General features: G+C 65.1%; 18 protein-coding genes. 8 read left to right on the forward strand and 10 right to left on the reverse strand.

The genetic code is table 11. The features are described from left to right. The coding region (locus YH64_RS11355) for a phosphatase PAP2 family protein (protein WP_143215337.1) at window positions 1–669 on the forward strand (669 nt) is incomplete at its 5' end. A 63-nt stretch (window positions 670–732) separates the two neighbouring features. Here YH64_RS11355 and YH64_RS11360 read toward each other — a convergent pair. The 7 genes from YH64_RS11360 to queA form a co-directional block, all read right to left on the reverse strand. Beyond that, on the reverse strand, window positions 733–1,470 hold the full coding sequence (locus tag YH64_RS11360) for an alanyl-tRNA editing protein (protein WP_046804348.1): 738 nt from the start codon (window positions 1,468–1,470) through the stop codon (window positions 733–735). A 35-nt stretch (window positions 1,471–1,505) separates the two neighbouring features. After that, entirely contained in the window at window positions 1,506–2,183 is a 678-nt protein-coding gene (locus YH64_RS11365) for a VOC family protein (RefSeq protein WP_120156746.1), read from the reverse strand. Window positions 2,184–2,431: 248 nt separating this feature from the next. Continuing rightward, window positions 2,432–3,367 (reverse strand): protein translocase subunit SecF, encoded by a 936-nt coding sequence (gene secF, locus YH64_RS11370; RefSeq protein ID WP_046804350.1) that lies wholly within the window; start codon window positions 3,365–3,367, stop codon window positions 2,432–2,434. Window positions 3,368–3,421: 54 nt separating this feature from the next. Then, entirely contained in the window at window positions 3,422–5,302 is a 1,881-nt protein-coding gene (secD, locus tag YH64_RS11375) for a protein translocase subunit SecD (RefSeq protein ID WP_046804351.1), read from the reverse strand. 113 nt (window positions 5,303–5,415) lie between these two features. Continuing rightward, entirely contained in the window at window positions 5,416–5,760 is a 345-nt protein-coding gene (gene yajC / locus YH64_RS11380) for a preprotein translocase subunit YajC (protein ID WP_006221220.1), read from the reverse strand. Between the two features lie 250 nt (window positions 5,761–6,010). Then, a complete protein-coding gene (tgt, locus tag YH64_RS11385) occupies window positions 6,011–7,147 on the reverse strand; it encodes a tRNA guanosine(34) transglycosylase Tgt (protein ID WP_046804352.1) in 1,137 nt (378 codons plus the stop codon). Further along, on the reverse strand, window positions 7,144–8,202 hold the full coding sequence (gene queA / locus YH64_RS11390; protein WP_046804353.1) for a tRNA preQ1(34) S-adenosylmethionine ribosyltransferase-isomerase QueA: 1,059 nt from the start codon (window positions 8,200–8,202) through the stop codon (window positions 7,144–7,146). The genes tgt and queA overlap by 4 nt, the downstream gene beginning before the upstream one ends. Window positions 8,203–8,395: 193 nt before the next feature. Between queA and dacB the strand changes: the two genes are divergently transcribed. Continuing rightward, window positions 8,396–9,844 (forward strand): D-alanyl-D-alanine carboxypeptidase/D-alanyl-D-alanine-endopeptidase, encoded by a 1,449-nt coding sequence (gene dacB / locus YH64_RS11395; protein ID WP_046804354.1) that lies wholly within the window; start codon window positions 8,396–8,398, stop codon window positions 9,842–9,844. 141 nt (window positions 9,845–9,985) lie between these two features. Next, window positions 9,986–10,624 carry a uracil phosphoribosyltransferase gene (gene upp / locus YH64_RS11400; RefSeq protein WP_046804355.1) on the forward strand — a complete coding sequence of 213 codons (639 nt, stop codon included), beginning with the start codon at window positions 9,986–9,988 and terminating at the stop codon, window positions 10,622–10,624. A gap of 141 nt (window positions 10,625–10,765) precedes the next feature. Here the strand turns inward: upp and cysG are convergent, their stop codons facing one another. Then, window positions 10,766–12,184, reverse strand: a complete 1,419-nt coding sequence (cysG, locus tag YH64_RS11405) for a siroheme synthase CysG (RefSeq protein WP_046804356.1) — start codon at window positions 12,182–12,184, stop codon at window positions 10,766–10,768. A 227-nt stretch (window positions 12,185–12,411) separates the two neighbouring features. Between cysG and YH64_RS11410 the strand changes: the two genes are divergently transcribed. The 4 genes from YH64_RS11410 (at window position 12,412) to YH64_RS11425 (ending at window position 14,373) form a co-directional block, all read left to right on the forward strand. Beyond that, window positions 12,412–13,137 carry a hypothetical protein gene (locus tag YH64_RS11410; protein ID WP_082134441.1) on the forward strand — a complete coding sequence of 242 codons (726 nt, stop codon included), beginning with the start codon at window positions 12,412–12,414 and terminating at the stop codon, window positions 13,135–13,137. 84 nt (window positions 13,138–13,221) lie between these two features. Further along, entirely contained in the window at window positions 13,222–13,539 is a 318-nt protein-coding gene (locus tag YH64_RS11415; RefSeq protein WP_046804357.1) for a YqjD family protein, read from the forward strand. Window positions 13,540–13,605: 66 nt separating this feature from the next. Further along, entirely contained in the window at window positions 13,606–14,019 is a 414-nt protein-coding gene (locus YH64_RS11420) for a phage holin family protein (protein ID WP_046804358.1), read from the forward strand. A gap of 3 nt (window positions 14,020–14,022) precedes the next feature. After that, window positions 14,023–14,373: a hypothetical protein gene (locus YH64_RS11425; protein ID WP_046804359.1), complete on the forward strand. Its 351-nt coding sequence runs from the start codon at window positions 14,023–14,025 to the stop codon at window positions 14,371–14,373. 136 nt (window positions 14,374–14,509) lie between these two features. Here the strand turns inward: YH64_RS11425 and YH64_RS11430 are convergent, their stop codons facing one another. Next, window positions 14,510–16,054 carry a UbiD family decarboxylase gene (locus YH64_RS11430; protein WP_046804360.1) on the reverse strand — a complete coding sequence of 515 codons (1,545 nt, stop codon included), beginning with the start codon at window positions 16,052–16,054 and terminating at the stop codon, window positions 14,510–14,512. 83 nt (window positions 16,055–16,137) lie between these two features. Between YH64_RS11430 and YH64_RS11435 the strand changes: the two genes are divergently transcribed. Then, window positions 16,138–16,956, forward strand: coding sequence for a lytic transglycosylase domain-containing protein (locus YH64_RS11435; RefSeq protein ID WP_046804361.1), 819 nt, complete (start codon window positions 16,138–16,140; stop codon window positions 16,954–16,956). Window positions 16,957–17,081: 125 nt separating this feature from the next. Here YH64_RS11435 and YH64_RS11440 read toward each other — a convergent pair whose 3' ends face one another. Continuing rightward, the gene (locus tag YH64_RS11440) at window positions 17,082–18,242 is read right to left on the reverse strand and encodes a pyridoxal phosphate-dependent aminotransferase (protein ID WP_046804362.1); all 1,161 of its coding nucleotides are present in this window, start codon (window positions 18,240–18,242) and stop codon (window positions 17,082–17,084) included. Window position 18,243 lies beyond the last annotated feature (1 nt).

Below are 18,243 nucleotides of genomic sequence, written 5' to 3' on the forward strand. Positions count from 1 at the left end.
ACGACCTGGCTGTTGCTGGCCGCGGCCCTGGCGTTGCTGGCCGGCGCGAGTGCGCGCTGGGTGGACCTGCCCCTGGCCATCTGGATCAAGCAGTCGGTGTCCGCCGGCGTGAACGAATCTTTTGAATGGGTGGGCGAATTGGGCGAAAGCGGCCCGTATATCGGCGTGGCGCTGGCTTTCTACGTGGTCGGCTTGATCGGCCTGGCGCGTGGCTGGCGCAACCCGCTGCGCATGAGCTATTCCAGCATGGCGCGCGGCAGCTTGCTGATGCTGTCGACCATGGCCGTGGGCGGGGTGGTCGTGTTGTTGCTCAAGCGGTCGGTGGCGCGCGCGCGTCCCGAGTTGTTCTTCGAAAAGGGCATCTACGGGCTAGGCGAATCGTTTTCACGCGCGCAGCAGTTCAATTCCTTTCCGTCCAGCCACACCTATGCGGCTTTTGCCGTGGCCGTGGTGCTGAGCATCCTGGCGCCGCGCTGGCGCGTGGTGTTTCTGCTGCTGGCCGCGTTGGTGGCGATGAGCCGGCTGGTCAACCTGGACCACTACCTTTCCGACGTGATGACTGCGGCCGGCATCGCGGTGCTGGTAGGACATCTGCTGGCGCCCCGCGTGTTGGGCAGCCAGTATCAATGGCCGCTGCGCGCGCCTTGGCGTTGGTGGAAGAAAGCTTGAACCCTGGCGCTCGTCAAACAAGGGCCGCGATAACATCGCGGCCCTTTTTTTATCGCGCGTTGCTTATGCAAAGTTGACGACCACGCGTCGATTCGTGCGGCTTTTCTTTTCGATCTTGGCGATGGTCACCGCGCCGATTTCGCCGGTGTTGCGCACGTGGGTGCCGCCACAGGGCTGGCGATCCACCCCGGGGATATCCACAATGCGGATCTTGGCCGTGCCCGTCGGGGGCGCCGCGCCCACCGTGCGCACCAGGTCGGGCTGCGCGGCCAGTTCTTCCGGGGTGATGCCGGTGACGGTGACGTCCAGGCCACGGTTGATCAGCGCATTCAGGCGCTCGGTCAGCTCGGCCTTTTCCAGGGTGGATTCGGGCAGGTCGAAATCGATGCGGGCGGAGTCGGCCGAGATGCTGCATCCGGTCACGGGGGCGGGCACCAGCGCGCCCAGCAGGTGCAGACAGGTGTGCAGCCGCATCAGGCGATGGCGGCGCGGCCAGTCGATGGCCACGGTGACGCGGTCGCCCACTTGCGGGGGCGTGTCGCCGTCGGCCAGGCTCAGCACGTGCAGGATGCGCTGGCGGTCGTCCGCGTAGACCGTGTCCGCCAACGTCAGCACGCGTCCGTCCGTCAGCGTCACCGTGCCGCTGTCCCCCGCCTGCCCGCCGCTACGCGCATAGCAAACGGTCTCGTCCAGCTCGACGCCTTCGGGGCTGACGGCTGTGATGGTGGCCTGGCATTGGTCCAGATAGGGTTCGTCGTCGAAACGTTTGCGGGTGGCTGTGGCTGTGGCGGTGGCTGTCATGCGGGGTCTCCGGTTTGAATGCGATGTGCGGGCGGTTACGCCAGGGTCTTCTGCCCTTGCGGCGTGTCGATCAGCGCGGTCAGGCGCGGCTGCCCGTCGGTTTGTTCCAGGTCGATCAGGGTGTCCGCACCCATCCAGGTCAGCCCCTGGCGCAGCAGGCCGGCCTGCGGGTGGCATCCCGTCAGGCGCACCAGCGTCAACGGTTGCGGCGGCAGGCTGACGCCAGGGTAGGCGTCCACATCCCATTGGATCAGCGTAGGCAGCAAGCCGTCGCCGGCCGTGTGACCCGCTTCGCGCCACGCCGGCAGGCTGCCGTCGTCCGGCACCGTCAAGCGCCAGCGCAGATCGCCGCGCGTCATGGGGATGACGGGGGCGATACGTTCGGGGTGTTCGGCCTGCATGCGCGTCAGGTCCAGCGGCGCTTGAACGCGCGCGGCCCAATGCGCCAGGAAAGGGCCCTGTTGCAAGCGCGCGCGCATGTCGCCCTGGTCCAGCCCGAACCAGCGCGGCCGCTCGGGTGCGGGCGCGTCCGGGTCAATGGCGATGACCTCCAGATACATGCCGCCCGCCATGCCCAGCACGCGGTTGTGGGTGCCCATGCGCGGATGCGCGCCGCCGCCTTGTGGCGCGATGCCCAGCAGCCCGGCGACATATTCCGTACCGCTGGCAAGGTCCGCCGCGGCGATGACGAGATGATCAATGGTGAGTTTCATGGGGACCTATGGTAGCGAATGCCGGCGGATTCGTACCCGCATGAATATATCTGTTCGGATATAACCGTCAATACGCCCCGCGGCGAGAACGGCGAAGGTAAGCACTTGGGGCCAACGCGGCTAGTCGTAGCGGCCGCGGATTGTCGACGTGCCTTGCACGCCGCCCCAAAAGCAAAAACCCGTCGCGCATGCGACGGGTTTTTGTTTGCAGCCCGACCGGGATCGGGATGGGGGTCAGCGGGCAGGAATCAGGCGACTTCGCCTTCTTCGCCTTCCTTCTTGACCGGCTTGATCAGGTCTTCGCGCTTGACGCCCATCCACATGGCCAGCGCGGCGGCGACGAACACCGACGAATAGATGCCGAACCAGATGCCGATGGTCAGCGCCATGGCGAAGTAGTGCAGGCTGGGGCCGCCGAAGAACAGCATGGCCAGCACCATCATCTGCGTCGAACCGTGGGTGATGATGGTTCGCGAAATGGTCTGGGTGATGGCGCTGTTGATGACTTCGGTGACGTCTGCCTTGCGGTACTTGCGGAAGTTCTCGCGGATACGGTCCATGATGACGACCGATTCGTTCACGGAGTAACCCAGCACGGCCAGCACCCCCGCCAGCACCGCCAGCGAGAACTCCCATTGGAAGAACGCGAAGAAGCCCAGGATGATCACCACGTCGTGCAGGTTGGCGATCACGCCGGCGACGGCGAATTTCCATTCGAAGCGAAAGCCCAGGTACACCATGATGCCGATGACCACGACCAGCAGGGCCATCAGGCCGTTGTGCAGCAGTTCCTGGCCCACCTGCGGCCCGACGAATTCCACGCGGCGCAGTTCGACGCTGGAATCGGCCGTTTTCAGCGCGGCCAGCACGCTTTCGCTTTGCGTGGCCGACGTTTGGCCTTCCTGCAGCGGCAGGCGGATCATGACGTCGCGCGAGGTGCCGAAGTTCTGCACCTGGAAGTCGGAATAGCCCAGCTTGGACACCACGCCGCGCACGTTTTCCAACTGCGCCGTCTGGGCGTAGTTGACTTCCATGACCGTGCCGCCGGTGAACTCGATCGACAGGTGAAAGCCGCGCGTGACGATGAAGAAGATCGCCAGCGCGAACGTGACGAGGCTGATGATGTTCAGCACCAACGCATGGCGCATGAACGGGATGGTGCGGTGAATACGGAAAAATTCCATTTTTCGCCTTCGGTTCTTTTTATGGCGGACGGCTGTGGGCCGTCCGCCTTATTGTCAGTTTGCCTTCGGTTTCCAGATCTCGCCGATGGAGATCGAAGAGAGCTTCTTCTTGCGGCCGTAGTACAGATTGGCCAGGGCGCGCACGCCCACCACCGACGAGAACATCGACGTCAGGATGCCCAGGCAGTGCACCACCGCGAAGCCCCGGATCGGGCCCGAACCGAAGGCCAGCAGCGCCAGGCCGACGATGAGCGTCGTGAGGTTCGAGTCAAGAATCGTGCCCCAGGCGCGTTCGAAACCTTGGTGGATGGCCTGCTGCGGGGTTGCCCCGGCGCGCAGTTCTTCCCGTATCCGCTCGTTGATCAGCACGTTCGAGTCAATGGCCATGCCCAGCGTCAGCGCGATAGCGGCAATACCCGGCAAGGTCAGCGTGGCTTGCAGCATGGACAGCAGCGCCAGAAGCAGCAGCACGTTCAGCGTCAGGCCCACCGTGGAGAACACACCGAACAGGTGGTAGTACAGGATGATGAAGACGGCGATGGCCAGGAAACCGTACAGCGTCGAATGGAAGCCCTTCGAGATGTTGTCGGCGCCCAGGCTGGGGCCGATGGTGCGTTCTTCGATGATCGACATCGGTGCGGCCAGCGCGCCGGCGCGCAGCAGCAGGGCGGTGTCGGCGGCTTCTTCGGAGCTCATGCTGCCCGAGATCTGCACCTGGCCGCCCGCGATTTCGCTGCGGATGACCGGCGCGGTGACCACTTCGCCCTTGCCGTTTTCAAACAGCAGGATGGCCATGCGCTTGCCGATGTTGTCGCGCGTGACGTCGCGGAAGATGCGCGCGCCCTTGGAATCCAGCGTCAGGTGGACGGCGGCTTGCTGGGTTTGCGAATCACGGCCCGGCTGCGCGTCTTGCAGGTTTTCACCCGTCAGCACGACCTGGCGGCGAACCAGGATCGGACGGCCGTCGCGGTCGTTGTAGCGTTCCAGGCCAAAGGGCACGGTGCCGCCCAGCAGCGCGGCTTGCGCGGTGGGGGTGTCGTCGACCATGCGGATTTCCAGCGTGGCGGTGCGGCCCAGCAGTTCCTTGGCCTTGGCCACGTCCTGCACGCCGGGCAGCTGCACCACGATGCGGTCCGCGCCTTGTTGCTGGATGACCGGTTCGGCCACGCCCAGTTCGTTGATGCGGTTGTGCAGGGTGTTGATGTTCTGCTTCAGCGCGGAATCCTGCACGCGCTGGACGGCGGCCGGGTTCAGGGCGCCCAGCAGCACTTGCTTGCCGCCTTCTTCGCGTTCCGTGAATTCCAGGTCGGGCAGGCGGGTGCGCAGGGTGGCGATGGCGCGGTCACGGTCGTCGGTGTTGGCGAACGTGGCGGCAACGCCCATGCCCGAGCGCTCGACGCCGGCCACGTTGACCTTTTGGTCACGCAGCACCGAGCGCACGTCGGCGGCCAGGGAGTCGTAGCGGGCGGTCAGCGCGCCTTGCATGTCGACTTGCAGCAGGAAGTGCACGCCACCGCGCAAGTCCAGGCCCAGGTACATGGGCTTGGGGGCGAACCAGCCCATCGCGCGCATCCAGGCGGGCGAGGCGGGCAGCAGGTTCAGCGCCACGGTGTAGTGCGGGTCGCCGGCAACGGTGTTCAGGGTTTTGTCGAGCAGGTCGCGCGCCTGCAGTTGCAGGTCGGTCGAGGGGAAACGGGCGCGCACGGTGCCGAGCGTGCCGTTTTGTTCGTAGAAGACGCCTTCGTTCGGAATCTTGGCGTCGGTCAGGATTTGATCGACCCGGTTCAACATCGCCGCGTCCACCTTGATGGTGGCCTTGGCGCTGGAAACCTGGACCGCGGGCGACTCGCCGTAGAAATTCGGAAGCGTGTACAAGAGGCCAATGATGACCGCGATCAGGACCGTAATGTACTTCCAGAGGGGATAGCGGTTCATTGCCGGCTACTTCATGTCAGGGTGATAAAAGGGCCGCCCGGGCGATGAACGCGGCGGGCGGCGGTGGGTCCCGTCAAACGTAATAAGAGCCCGACGGGGCTCCTATTAGACGCTTAAAGGGCCTTGATGGTTCCTTTAGGAAGCACCGTCGAAACCGACGACTTCTGCATGATGACTTCAACGGGCTTGTCGGCCAGTTCGGACACTTCAACGGTCACGTAGCTGTCGTTGACCTTGGTGACCTTGCCCAGCATGCCGCCGGCCGTGACCACTTCGTCGCCCTTGGCCAGGGCGGCGATCAGGTTGCGGTGTTCCTTCTGACGCTTCATCTGCGGGCGGATCATCAGGAAGTAGAGGATCACGAACATCAGGACGATGGGCAACATGCCCATCAACGCATTACCTTCAGGGGCGGCGGCTTGTGCCACGACGAGGCTTGCGGTATCGATAACGGACATTGAATTCTCCTGCGTTTAAGTCTGTGTGGGTTGTTTGTTGCTACGGCCAGCCATGCCCGGGTTCTCTATGTAACCGTGGGTCATTGCCAAACCCCTTAGCTGTGTTGTTATGCGCCCATCCCCGCGCGAGCCATGGATAGGGCAAGCCGACTATTGTATCTATGTTATTGCCGGCCTTTCACTAGGGATGGATCCCAATCTATGGGGACGGAATCCCGATAAAAAAGACCCCCCCTGGAAAAAGGCCCGGTTATTCGATGCCGCGCGCCCGGTCGGCGGCGAACTGCGCGCGCCAGGCGTCAAAGCGTCCTTGCCCGATGGCTTCGCGCATTTCCTGCATGATCGTCAGGTAGAAATGCAGGTTGTGCAGCGTGTTCAGGCGCGCGCCGGTGATCTCGTTGGCCCGTTGCAGGTGGTGCAGGTAGGCGCGCGAGAAGTTGCCGCAGGTGTGGCAGCCGCAGCTGGGGTCCAGCGGGCGGGTGTCGTCGCGGTACTTGGCGTTGCGGATCTTGACGTCGCCAAAGCGCGTGAACAGCCAGCCGTTGCGCGCGTTGCGGGTGGGCATGACGCAATCGAACATGTCCACGCCGCGGCTGACGCCTTCGACCAGGTCTTCCGGCGTGCCCACGCCCATCAGGTAGCGCGGCGCCTGGGCCGGCAGCTTGGGCGTGACGTGCGCCAGGATGCGCATCATGTCTTCTTTGGGCTCGCCCACCGACAGGCCGCCGATGGCGTAACCGTGAAAACCGATGTCTTGCAGGCCGGCCAGCGATTCGTCGCGCAGCGATTCGTACATGCCGCCCTGCACGATGCCGAACAGCGCGTTGGGGTTGCCCAGGCGGTCGAATTCGTCACGCGAGCGGCGCGCCCAGCGCAACGACATGCGCATGGACCGGGCGGCTTCCTCGACCGTGGCGGGGCGGCCGTCGATTTCGTACGGCGTGCATTCGTCGAACACCATCACGATGTCGGAATTGAGCGAACGCTGGATACGCATCGATTCTTCGGGCGTCAGGAACAGCCGCGCGCCGTCGATGGGCGACGCAAACTTCACGCCTTCCTCGGTGATCTTGCGCATGCCTTGCAGGCTGAACACCTGGAAGCCGCCCGAGTCGGTCAGGATGGGCTTGTCCCATTGCATGAAGCCGTGCAGGCCGCCGTGCTTTTCCATGATGTCCGTGCCCGGACGCAGCCACAGGTGAAACGTGTTGCCCAGCACGATCTGCGAGCCAATCTCTTTAAGCTCGTGCGGCATCATGGCCTTGACGCTGCCATAGGTGCCCACGGGCATGAAGATGGGCGTCTCGACCACGCCATGGTTCAGCGTGATGCGGCCGCGGCGGGCGCCGCCGTCGGTGGCTAGCAGTTCAAAGTTCAGACCGGTCATGGGGCGGGGGACTCGATAAACATGGCGTCGCCATAGCTGAAGAAGCGGTAGCGCTGGGCCACCGCATGGGCGTAGGCGCGGCGGATCGGCTCGACGCCGGCCAGCGCCGACACCAGCATCAGCAGGGTCGACTGGGGAAGGTGAAAGTTGGTGACCAGGGCGTCCACGACGCGGTACCGGTAGCCGGGGGTGATGAAAAGGCGGGTGTCGCCCTGGGCGGCGGCCAGCGGCAGGCCGGGGGCCGTGCGCCCTTCGGTTTGCGCCGCCGCCGATTCCAGCGCGCGCACGCTGGTGGTGCCCACGGCGATCACGCGGCCGCCCTTGGCGCGGGTGGCGGCGATGGCGTCCACCGTGGCTTGCGGCACCGTGAACCATTCGGCGTGCATGATGTGGTCGGCCAGGTTGTCGACCCGCACCGGCTGGAAGGTGCCCGCGCCCACGTGCAGCGTGACAAAAGCGCGTGCGATGCCCAGGTCGGCCAGTCGGTCCAGCGTGGGCTGGTCAAAGTGCAGGCCGGCCGTGGGGGCGGCCACCGCGCCGGGCTCGCGGGCGTAGACGGTCTGGTAGCGATCGTCGTCGCCCGCGTCGGCCGCGTGCGTGATGTAGGGCGGCAGCGGCGTGGCGCCGTGCGCGTCCAGCAGGTGCAGGACCGGGCCGGGAAAGCGGATATCGAAGAGCTCGCCTTCGCGGCCCAGCACGGTGGCGTCAAAGGCATCGGCCAGGCGCAGCACCATTCCCGGCCCCGGCGATTTGCTGGCGCGCACATGGGCCAGCACGCGGTCGGACTCGGTGATGCGTTCGACCAGCACTTCGATCTTGCCGCCGGTGATCTTGTGGCCCGCCAGCCGCGCCTTGATGACGCGGGTGTCGTTGAACACCAGCAGGTCGTTCGGCCGCAACAGGCCGACCAGGTCGGCGAACTGGCGGTCGTGCAGCTGGCTGGCTGCGTCCATATGCAGCAGGCGGCTGCCCGTGCGCTGGGCGGCGGGCGTCTGCGCGATAAGTTCTGGCGGCAGCTCGTAATTGAAGTCGGAAACGGTCAGGGACTGGGTCACGCGGGTATCTGCGGGTATCTGTCTGTCAGGAGGGGCGGCCCGGTAAACGCTGATGGCGGCGGCCGGGCTAGCTCGGGGCAACCGGCTATTGTAAAGGCGAAGGTTATCAGGGTCGGATCTGCCCGCCGCCCGCAACCGTCCCAGGTTTTGTATGCTCTCGGTCTTGAGAGCAATAGCAACCGGTGGACAAGGCATGACGGGACAAGCGATGAAGCGGTGGGGCAAGCTGAAGCGGTGGCTGGCCGGCGCGCTGGTGGCCCTGTCGGCCGGCAGCGCCTGCGCGCAGGTCCAGGGCCTGCCGCCCAACGTCGTGAACGCCTGGAAGGCCAGCAAGTTGCCCGACAGTTCGCTGTCGCTGGTGGTGCAAGAACTGGGCGGGCAGCGGCTGATCGCGCTGAACGCGAAAGAACCGCGCAACCCGGCGTCGGTGATGAAACTGGTCACGACGTGGGCCGCGTTGTCCGAGCTGGGCCCGAATTACGTCTGGCGCACCGAATTCATGACGGCCCCCGGCGCCCGGCCCGACGCCCGCGGCGTCCTGGCCGGCCCCCTGTACCTGCGTGCGGGCGGCGACCCCCAGTTTCTGATGCAGGACCTGTGGGCGCTGCTGCGCGAACTGCGTCTGCGCGGCGTCAAGCAAATCAATGACCTGGTCATCGACCGCAGCATTTTCGGCCAGGTCGCCACGGACCCGGGCGCTTTCGACGGCGCCCCGGACCGCGCCTACAACGCCAGCCCCGATGCGCTAATGGTGGGTTTTGGCGCGCTGCGCCTGTTGTTCACGCCCGACCCCGTGGCCCAGAAATGGGTGCCGCTGATCGACCCGCCCTTGCCCGGTCTGAAGATTGAAGGCAGCGTGCAATGGAGCGACGTCCGCTGTCCCGGCCCCCCGGTCGTCACGACGGAACCCCTCATTACCCAGCAGGGCGTGACGATCCGGGTCGGCGGCAAGGTGGCCGGGTCTTGCGGCGAATTCAGCCTGTATCGGCTGGCGCTGTCGCAGCCGGATTACGCCACCGAAATCTTCCGCATGTTGTGGAAAGAGCTGGGCGGCACGTTCAAGGGGCAGGTCAAATCGGGCATGGTGCCGGCGGACGCCGTGGTGCTGGCCTCGCATGAATCCCCGACCTTGTCCGAGGTCATCCGCCAGATCAACAAGCGCAGCAACAACGTCATGGCGCGCACGCTGCTGCTAACGCTGGGCGCCGAGCGCGGCCGGCGGCCGGCCACGGTGACCAGCAGCGAAGCGGCGGCCAAGGGCGCCTTGGTCAAGCAGGGCCTGGACATGCCCGAACTGGTCATCGACAACGGTGCGGGCCTGTCGCGCGAGGCCCGGGTGTCGGCCGACAGCCTGGCCTCGATGTTGACCGTGGCGTGGAATTCGCCGGTCATGCCCGAGTACATTTCGTCCTTTGCCATTGCCGGGGTGGATGGCACGGTGCGCCGCCGCCTGAAGGGCGATGGCACGCAGGGCATGGCGCACCTGAAGACCGGCTCGCTGCGCGACGTGCGATCCATCGCCGGCTACGTGCTGGGAGCCAGCGGCAAGCGCTACGTGGTCGTCAGCATCGTGAACCACGAACAGGCGGGGGCCGTCCGGGCTTTCGACGACGCCCTGATCGCATGGCTGGCCGATCAATGAAGGTGGCCCCCACGCGGCGCGCACGATGTGCGCTTGCTGCCCCCCAAGGGCTTTAAACCGATTACGATCCTCAGTTGCGGCATGCGAACGGCCGCCTGAGGCGACAAACCCTGTATTTCAATATTCTGGAGAATTACGCACATGCCCGTGCACGAAATCCGCCACCCGCTGATCCGCCATAAGCTCGGGATCATGCGTCGCGCCGACCTCAGCACCAAGAGCTTTCGAGAGTTGTCGCAGGAAGTGGGCGCGCTGCTGACGTACGAAGCGTCCAAGGACCTGCCGCTGGCGCCCGCCACCGTCGAGGGCTGGTGTGGACAGGTCCAGGTCGAGAAGATCGCCGGCAAGAAGGTCACCGTGGTGCCGATCCTGCGCGCCGGCATCGGCATGCTGGACGGCGTGCTCAGCCTGATTCCCGGCGCCAAGGTGAGCGTGGTGGGCGTGGCCCGCAACGAAGAGACGTTGGAAGCCCATACCTACCTGGAACGCCTGGTCGGCGAGCTGGACCAGCGCCTGGCGCTGATTGTCGACCCGATGCTGGCCACTGGCGGTTCGATGGTCGCCGCTATTGATTTGCTCAAGCGCGCCGGCTGCAAGGAAATCCGCGCCTTGGTACTGGTGGCCGCGCCCGTGGGCATCGACGCCGTGCTGTCCAAGCACCCCGACGTGCATATCTATACGGCGTCCATCGATGACGGCCTGAACGAACACGGCTACATCATGCCCGGCCTGGGTGACGCGGGCGACCGCATCTTCGGTACGACCCAGAAGACGGTCTGACGGGGGGAGCCCGGCGGGCGACTGTCTGTCGGCCAGGCTGTCTGGCGATCCGGCTAGCTAGTGAACCGGCTAGCTAGTGATCCGGCTAGCTAGCGTCTCGGCCGCCTGCCGATCCGGCAGCCGGGGCCTGCGCAACGCAGCTCACGCGCCAGGTGCGCTAACCGCTTCCCCGTCGATGTGTTGGCCGAACCATCGCAGCTTTGGTGCCAGCCCGGCCACCTCACCCACGATCAACAGGGCGGGGGACCGGATGCCATGTTCGGCCGCGAGTTCGGGCAGCGCTTGCAGCGTGCCCGACAGCACCCGCTGTTCCGGCCGGCTGCCGTTTTCGATCAACGCGAACGGGGTGTCGGCTGCGCGGCCATGGCCCAGCAGGCGCCGGGTCAAGAGTTCCAGCTGCCCCACGCCCATATAGAAAGCCAAGGTCTGCTTTTCACGCGCCAGCGCGGGCCAGTCCAGGTTGTCTTCGTCTTCGCGGCAATGCGCCGTGATCAGCCGCACCGATTGGGCGTGCTCGCGATGCGTCAGCGGAATGCCGGCATAGGCCGCACAGGCCAGCGCCGCCGTAATGCCGGGCACCACTTCAAAGCGCACGCCATGCGCGCGCAGATGTTCCAGTTCTTCGCCGCCCCGGCCAAAAATAAAGGCGTCGCCCCCTTTCAGCCGCACCACGCGCTTGCCTGCTTGCGCGTGCTCGACCAGCAGGGCGTGAATGCGAGCCTGGGTAGCGTGATGGTTTTCGCCGGGCAGCTTGCCCACGCAAATGCGGTCGGCGTCGCGGCGGGCCAGCGACATGACGGCGTCGCTGACCAAGCGGTCGTAGAGGATGACGTCGGCTTCGTTCAGCGCGCGCAGCGCCTTCAATGTCAGCAGCCCGGGGTCGCCGGGGCCGGCGCCCACCAGCACGACGCTGCCTTCAGCGGGCGCAAGCGGTTTGTCCAGCGCCTGGCTCAGCGCGGCTTCGGCCTGGGCGGGTTGTTGCTGGCGCAGCAGGCCGGCCACTGGGCCGTCCAGCAGCCAGTCATAGAAGCGGCGGCGCGCGCCCAGGTCGGGATGGCTGGCGCGGATACGCTTGCGATAGGTTGCGGCCAACGCGGCCAGCTGGCCCAACGTGTGGTCGAACAGGGATTCGATGCGCTCGCGCACGCGGCGCGCCAGCACGGGCGCGACGCCCGACGACGAAATGGCGACGATGACCGGCGAGCGGTCGACGATGGACGGCACCTGGAACGACGATAGCTCCGGGTCGTCCACCACATTCGTAAAGATGCGGCGCGCGCCGGCCGCCTCGGACACGGCGGCGTTGGCCGCGCGGTCGTCGGTGGCGGCCACCACCAGCCAGACGTCCTCCAGCCAGGCGGCGTCAAAGCGGCCCGGCAAATGTTCAACGCGGCCCTGGGCCACCAGTTCGGTCAATGCCTGCGTCAGTTCCGGCGCGCCCAGCACCACTTGGGCGGAGGCTTCCAGCAGTGCCAGCGTTTTGCGTTCGGCTACCGCGCCGCCACCCACCACCAGCACCCGCCGACCCTTCAGGTCAGCAAAAATCGGGAAAAGCTTCATCGTGTGCCCGCCTCGGGCGTACCCGGCAAAATATCCCCCGATCATAGGGACGGGCCTTCATCCCCACAACTTTTGATTTCTTGAATTCATATATCCAGAATTTATTTGGCGGGCAGCGATTAGCCGACACGAGTGGACATATGTCGGGCACGGCAACCGGTGTAGTATCAACCCAGCCGCCGCCAGCCGTGGGTGGCAAGTCCCGAATTCTGGAGTGGTAATTGACGATGCAAAAAATCGCATCCTTGGTGTTGTGCATGGGCGCGGTGGGCGCCTCGGCGTCGGTGCAGGCGGGCGTTTGCGACGCCCAGTTCATGCACGACGGTGGCGCGGTGCAGTTGACCGGCTCGGGCAACCTGTCCCTGGGCGCGGACCTGACCTTCACCGAAGTTACCAAAAGCAATGGCGATAACTGCCGGGCGCGCGTGCAAGGCGTGGCCACGTTTGGCTACGCGGGCCTGCCGCCGGGCAAGTCCAAGCTGGATTACCTGATGACGGTCAAGGGCGGGCAGGCCACCTTCCTGCGCTATGCCTCGGCGGGCGAAGCCCCCAAGCCTTCCGAGGGCCAGTTCGACCTGCGCATGCTGGGCTTGTTTGCCTACGACGGCAAACTGAACGCCGGGCAAAAGCTGCCCGGCTCGTCGTTCCGCTTGAAGATCGGCAAAGAAGCGCCGGTCGGGGGCCAGCCCAGCACCACGGTGCGCATCGGCGAGAAAAGCGTGGGCCAGAAAACGTCGTTGAACACGGCGTTGGGCAACCAGTCCTGCCACCCGGTCACCTACACGCGCAACTCCGACCCCACCATGGCCACGTTCCAGGGCCTGACCATTCCGATACCCGGCATGAACACGACGGTCACCGATTGGTATTGCCCGGCGGTGAACCTGGTGATGAAGCAAGACATAGATCAATCAGGCGTGAAATCAGCGGTTGAAATTACGCAGATCAAGTAGCACACGGTATCAAGCACGTCTTGCTGCGGGCAGGGCGGCTGGTATTATATTTTTGTCATAGACACACAACAGGAGCTCAAAAAAATGGCCACGAGAAAATCCGAAGAAGTCGCAAAAGAAAAACTGATCGACAGTGTCAAGACCAGCCTGAACGACGCCGAAAACCTGCTGCGCGAAGCGGCCGGCACCACGGGCGAAAAGGCCAACGAATTGCGCGAGCGCGCCATGACCTCGCTCAAGCGCACCCGCGAAGCCCTTTATGAAGCGCAAGACGCCGTGCTGGAACGTGGCCGCAAAGCCGCTCGCGCCACCGACGACTACGTGCATGACAACCCCTGGCAAGCCATCGGCATCGCAGGCGTGACCGGCCTGCTGCTCGGCTTGCTGATCAGCCGCCGCTGATTGGTTTGAACGATCGGGCGGGCAACGTCGGCATGCCGGCGCTGCCCGCCCGCCGTTCCTGACAACATGGGTCTACGAAAATCTGTTTTCGGCGTCGCGTCCAGCCTGGTCGGGCTGCTGCGCACCCGCCTGGAGCTGCTTGCGCTGGAAGCCGCCGACGAAAAGGCGCGCCTGCTCAAGCTGCTGGGCATGGCCTTCGCGGCGTTGCTCTTTTTGACGCTTGCGGTGCTGGTGTTCACGGTAACGGTGGCGGTGCTGTTCTGGCCCACCGAAGACCGCTACATGGCCCTGGGCCTGCTGGCGGCGTTCTACGGCATTGTGGGCATTGCGTTGTTGCTGGTCGTGCGCCATGGCCTGGTCTATGGCGCGGTGCCCTTTGCGGCCACCCTTGACGAGCTGAGCCGCGACGCGGAACTGCTTGAACGGGTGCGCGACGCGCAAGACGACGAGCCCCCGGCGCGCCGACGCGAGGAGGACTGAACCATGTCGAAAAGGTCTCCCACCGTGGATCGCGCCGTGCGCATCGAATTGCTGCGCGCCCGCGCCGCCATCGAACGCGAATCGCTGGTGCATGACATCGTGACGACCGGCCATCGGCTGGAACCCGCCGCGATCATCCGGGGACTTTTACCCCGGCTGGCTGCGGGCGGGGCGTCGCGCTGGGCCTTGCAGGCCATCACGCTGGCGCGTCGTTATCCGGTCGTCACCTCGTCCGTCTCGACCTTGCTGATGCGCGGCGGCAAGCGCTTCAAGCTGCTCAAGATCGCGGGCGGCGCATTGGTCGGCTGGCAGCTGTTCAAGATGTGGCAAAGCTCGCGCCAGGACGACGAATAACGCGTTCAACCTTGCTTCGGCTTGCGCCATAAAAAAGCGCCACAAAAAACCCCGCGATGCCTCTGCATCGCGGGGTTTTTTTTGGTCAGTACCAAAGCCTGACCGTGCGGCCACGGGCTGCACGCCACAGCCACAACTACAGGCCCAGCTGACCCCAGATATCGTCCACACGTTTCTTGACGTCGGCATCCATCGTGATGGGCGTGCCCCATTCGCGTTGGGTTTCGCCGGGCCATTTGTTGGTGGCGTCCAAGCCCATCTTGCCGCCCAGCCCCGAGACCGGCGAGGCGAAGTCCAGATAGTCGATGGGGGTGTTTTCGACAAGCAGCGTATCGCGCACGGGGTCCATGCGCGTCGTCATCGCCCAGACTACTTCCTTCCAGTCGCGCGGGTTGATGTCTTCGTCCACCACCACGATGAACTTGGTGTACATGAACTGGCGCAGAATGCTCCACAGCCCGAACATGACGCGCTTGGCGTGCCCCGCGTATTGCTTGCGGATCGACACCACCGCCAGCCGATAGCTGCACCCTTCCGGTGGAAGGTAGAAGTCGACGATTTCCGGCAGCTGGCGGCGCAGCAGCGGCACGAACACTTCGTTAAGCGCCACGCCCAGCACGGCGGGCTCGTCGGGCGGCTTGCCGGTGTAGGTGGAATGGTAAATGGGGTTGCGCCGCATCGTGATGCGTTCGACGGTGAACACCGGAAACCAGTCCTGCTCGTTGTAGTAACCGGTGTGGTCGCCGTACGGTCCTTCCAGCGCCATCTCGTAGTCGCTGTTGGGCGGCGGGTTCACGCCGTCCGGCACCACGGGCTTGACGGCGCGCGGGTCGGAGGAGGGCAGCAGATGGCCTTCCAGCACGATCTCGGCCCACGCCGGTACCGACAGGTTGCTGCCCAGCGCCTGGGCAACTTCGGTGCGCGAACCGCGCAGCAGGCCGGCAAATTGGTATTCGGACAGGCTGTCGGGCACGGGCGTCACGGCGCCCAGCGTGGTGGCCGGGTCGGCGCCCAGAGCGACGGCGATGGGGAACGGCGTGCCGGGGTTGGCCAGCGCGTGGTCACGAAAATCCAGCGCGCCGCCGCGATGCGACAGCCAGCGCATGATGAGCTTGTTCGGGCCCAGCAGCTGCTGGCGATAGATGCCCAGGTTCTGCCGCTTGGCGTTGGGGCCGCGCGTGATGACCAGGCCCCAGGTCAGAAGCGGCGCCACATCGCCGGGCCAGCAGGTCTGGATCGGCAAGCGGGTCAGGTCCACATCCTTGCCTTCCCAGACAATTTCCTGGCAGGCCGGGCTCTTGACGTTTTTCGGGCTCATGTCCCACAGCGCCGCTTTCAGCATCGACACCTTGGCCAGCGCATCGCGCAGGCCCTTGGGGGCTTCGGGCTCGCGCAGCGACGCCAGCAGTTCGCCGATATCGCGCAGTGCGCTGACGTTGTCGGCGCCCATGCCGCGCGCCACCCGGGACGGCGTGCCGAACAGATTGGTCAGCACCGGCATCTGCGCCGGTTGGCCGTCGTGCAGCGCTTTTTCAAATAGCAGGGCCGGGCCTTCGGCGCGCAGCACGCGGTCGGAAATCTCGGTCATTTCCAGCCGGGTGGACACCGGCGCGGCAATGCGTTTGAGGTCGCCCATGCGTTCAAGTTGGGCGAGGAAGTCTCTAAGGTCGCGGTATTTCACTACAGATCCCAGCGATTTGGTTACATTTGAGGTCGAAAGAGAGGTTAACATTGACTCCCTCTTTTTCCACGCAGGAGGTTTTCATGCCCGATGCGTCAGTGGCCAGCCTGTTCAGGAATATGGCCCAAGGAGTGCACGAATATCTTGCCGAGTCCTTGCGTATTTGCTCAGTCTATCTGGGCATTGCAGTGATTGTGACGGTAAGCATGGGATTTGCCCTGCCAGGTTTGCGCGACCAGGCATTGCAAGTGCACAAAGCCTTGTTGACCGCCCTAGCGCCTTCATCCATGCAAACCGGCGTCGAACCCGACACCGGCTCCGAACTGGGTTCCGACACGGCGTCGGCAATTGCCATGGCCGTACCAACCGCTCCTGCCAGCAATGCCACCGGCATGCTGGGGCCGGCGCGCGTCGCGCCGCCGGTGCCCAAGAAGCCCGCCTTGTCGGCGACCGGCCCGCAGGCAGAAGCGTTGCGCAACTATATCTCGCGCAAATACAAGGTGGCGTATGACGCTACCGGCCCGCTGTTGAACACCGTCTACAAGGTCAGCCGCGAAAAGCAGCTGGACCCCTTGCTGGTGCTGGCGGTCATCGCCATCGAGTCGCGCTATAACCCGCTGGCCGAAAGCCATGTGGGCGCGCAAGGCCTGATGCAGGTGATGACCAGCGTGCACCAGGACAAATTCGACGCCGTGGGCAAGACCGCCCTGGACCCAGCCGCCAACATCGGCGTCGGGGCGACGATTCTGCGCGACTGTATCAACCGGCGCGGTTCGGTCGACGCCGGGCTGGCCTGCTACGTGGGTTCCACGGGGCCGGACGACAACGGCTACGGCGCCAAGGTCCAGGCGGAACGCCGGCGCTTGGCCCTGGCATCGGGCATTGCCCTGGCACGGGACTGATACCGGACACCCGGTACGCCCGATACCGCCCGGCCGGCCAGACGAAAAAGCGCGCTCTTTACCGAGCGCGCTTTTTCATTGGGACGGTATCGCAACGACCGCCGGCTGCGCCGGCAAATGGCGGATCAGCGTTGCAGCAGCTTGCCGATGCGGGCCACGGCTTCCTCCAGGCGGTCCAGCCCCGTCGCGTAGGAAAAGCGCATGGTGTGCTTGCCGTGGGCCGGCCCGAAATCCAGTCCCGGCACGGCAGCCACGCCGGCTTGCAGCAGCAGCTGCTGCGAAAACGTGGCGCTGTCCATGCCCAGGTTGCTGATGTCGGCATAGATATAGAACGCGCCGTCTGGCTTGACGGGTACGTGGATGCCCAGGCGTTCGAATTCGGGCAACAGGTAGTCGCGCCGCTGCTTGAACGCTTCACGCCGGTGCTCGAAGGTTTTCATCGCCTGTTCGGTAAAGCATGCCAGCGCGGCGTGCTGGGCCAGCGTGGGCGCGCAGATCGCCAGGCTGGCGGCGATTTTTTCCACGGGCGCCACCATGTCTTCCGGCACGATCATCCAGCCCAGGCGCCAGCCGGTCATGTGAAAGAATTTCGAGAAACTGTTGATGACGATGATGTCATCGTCCAGCGTTAGCGCGGATCGCGGCGCGTTTTCATACGACAATCCCAGGTAGATTTCATCGACGATGGCAAAGCCGTCGCGCGCACGAACCTGCGCCAGCAGTTGCGCCAGTTCTTCGTGTGCGATGGATGTGCCGGTGGGGTTGCTGGGTGACGCCACCAGCACGCCCTGCGTCGCGGGCGTCCAATGCCGGGCCACGTCGTCCGCCGACAGCTGGAAGCGTTTGGCGGCGGAACTGGGAATCAAGCGCGGCACGCCGCCCGCCGCCAGCACGAAGTTGCTGTTGGCCGGGTAGGACGGGTCAGGCATCAGGACTTCGCCGCCGTGGTTGACCAGCGCCGCGCACGCCAGCGTCAGTGCACCGGATGCGCCGGCCGTGACAATAACGCGCGCCGGATTGATCTTGGCGCCGAACTTGTCGTGGTAGAACTGCGCAATGGCCTCGCGTAGCGGCATCAGCCCGGCGGGCGGGCCGTAGCCGCTAAGCCCGGCGCGGGCGGCGCGTTCCAGCGCTTCCACCACCTGGGGCGGCGCGGTAAAGTCCGGTTCGCCGATGCCCAGGCTGATAATGTCGTGGCCCGCCGCCTGTAGCGCCTGCGCCTGCTTGAATAGTTCCACTACCTGGAATGTCAGAAAGTCTTGAGTGCGAGCGGCAAGGCGGGGCATT

This window comes from Achromobacter sp. LC458 (genome assembly GCF_001005835.2).
Lineage (GTDB): Bacteria > Pseudomonadota > Gammaproteobacteria > Burkholderiales > Burkholderiaceae_B > Achromobacter > Achromobacter spanius_B.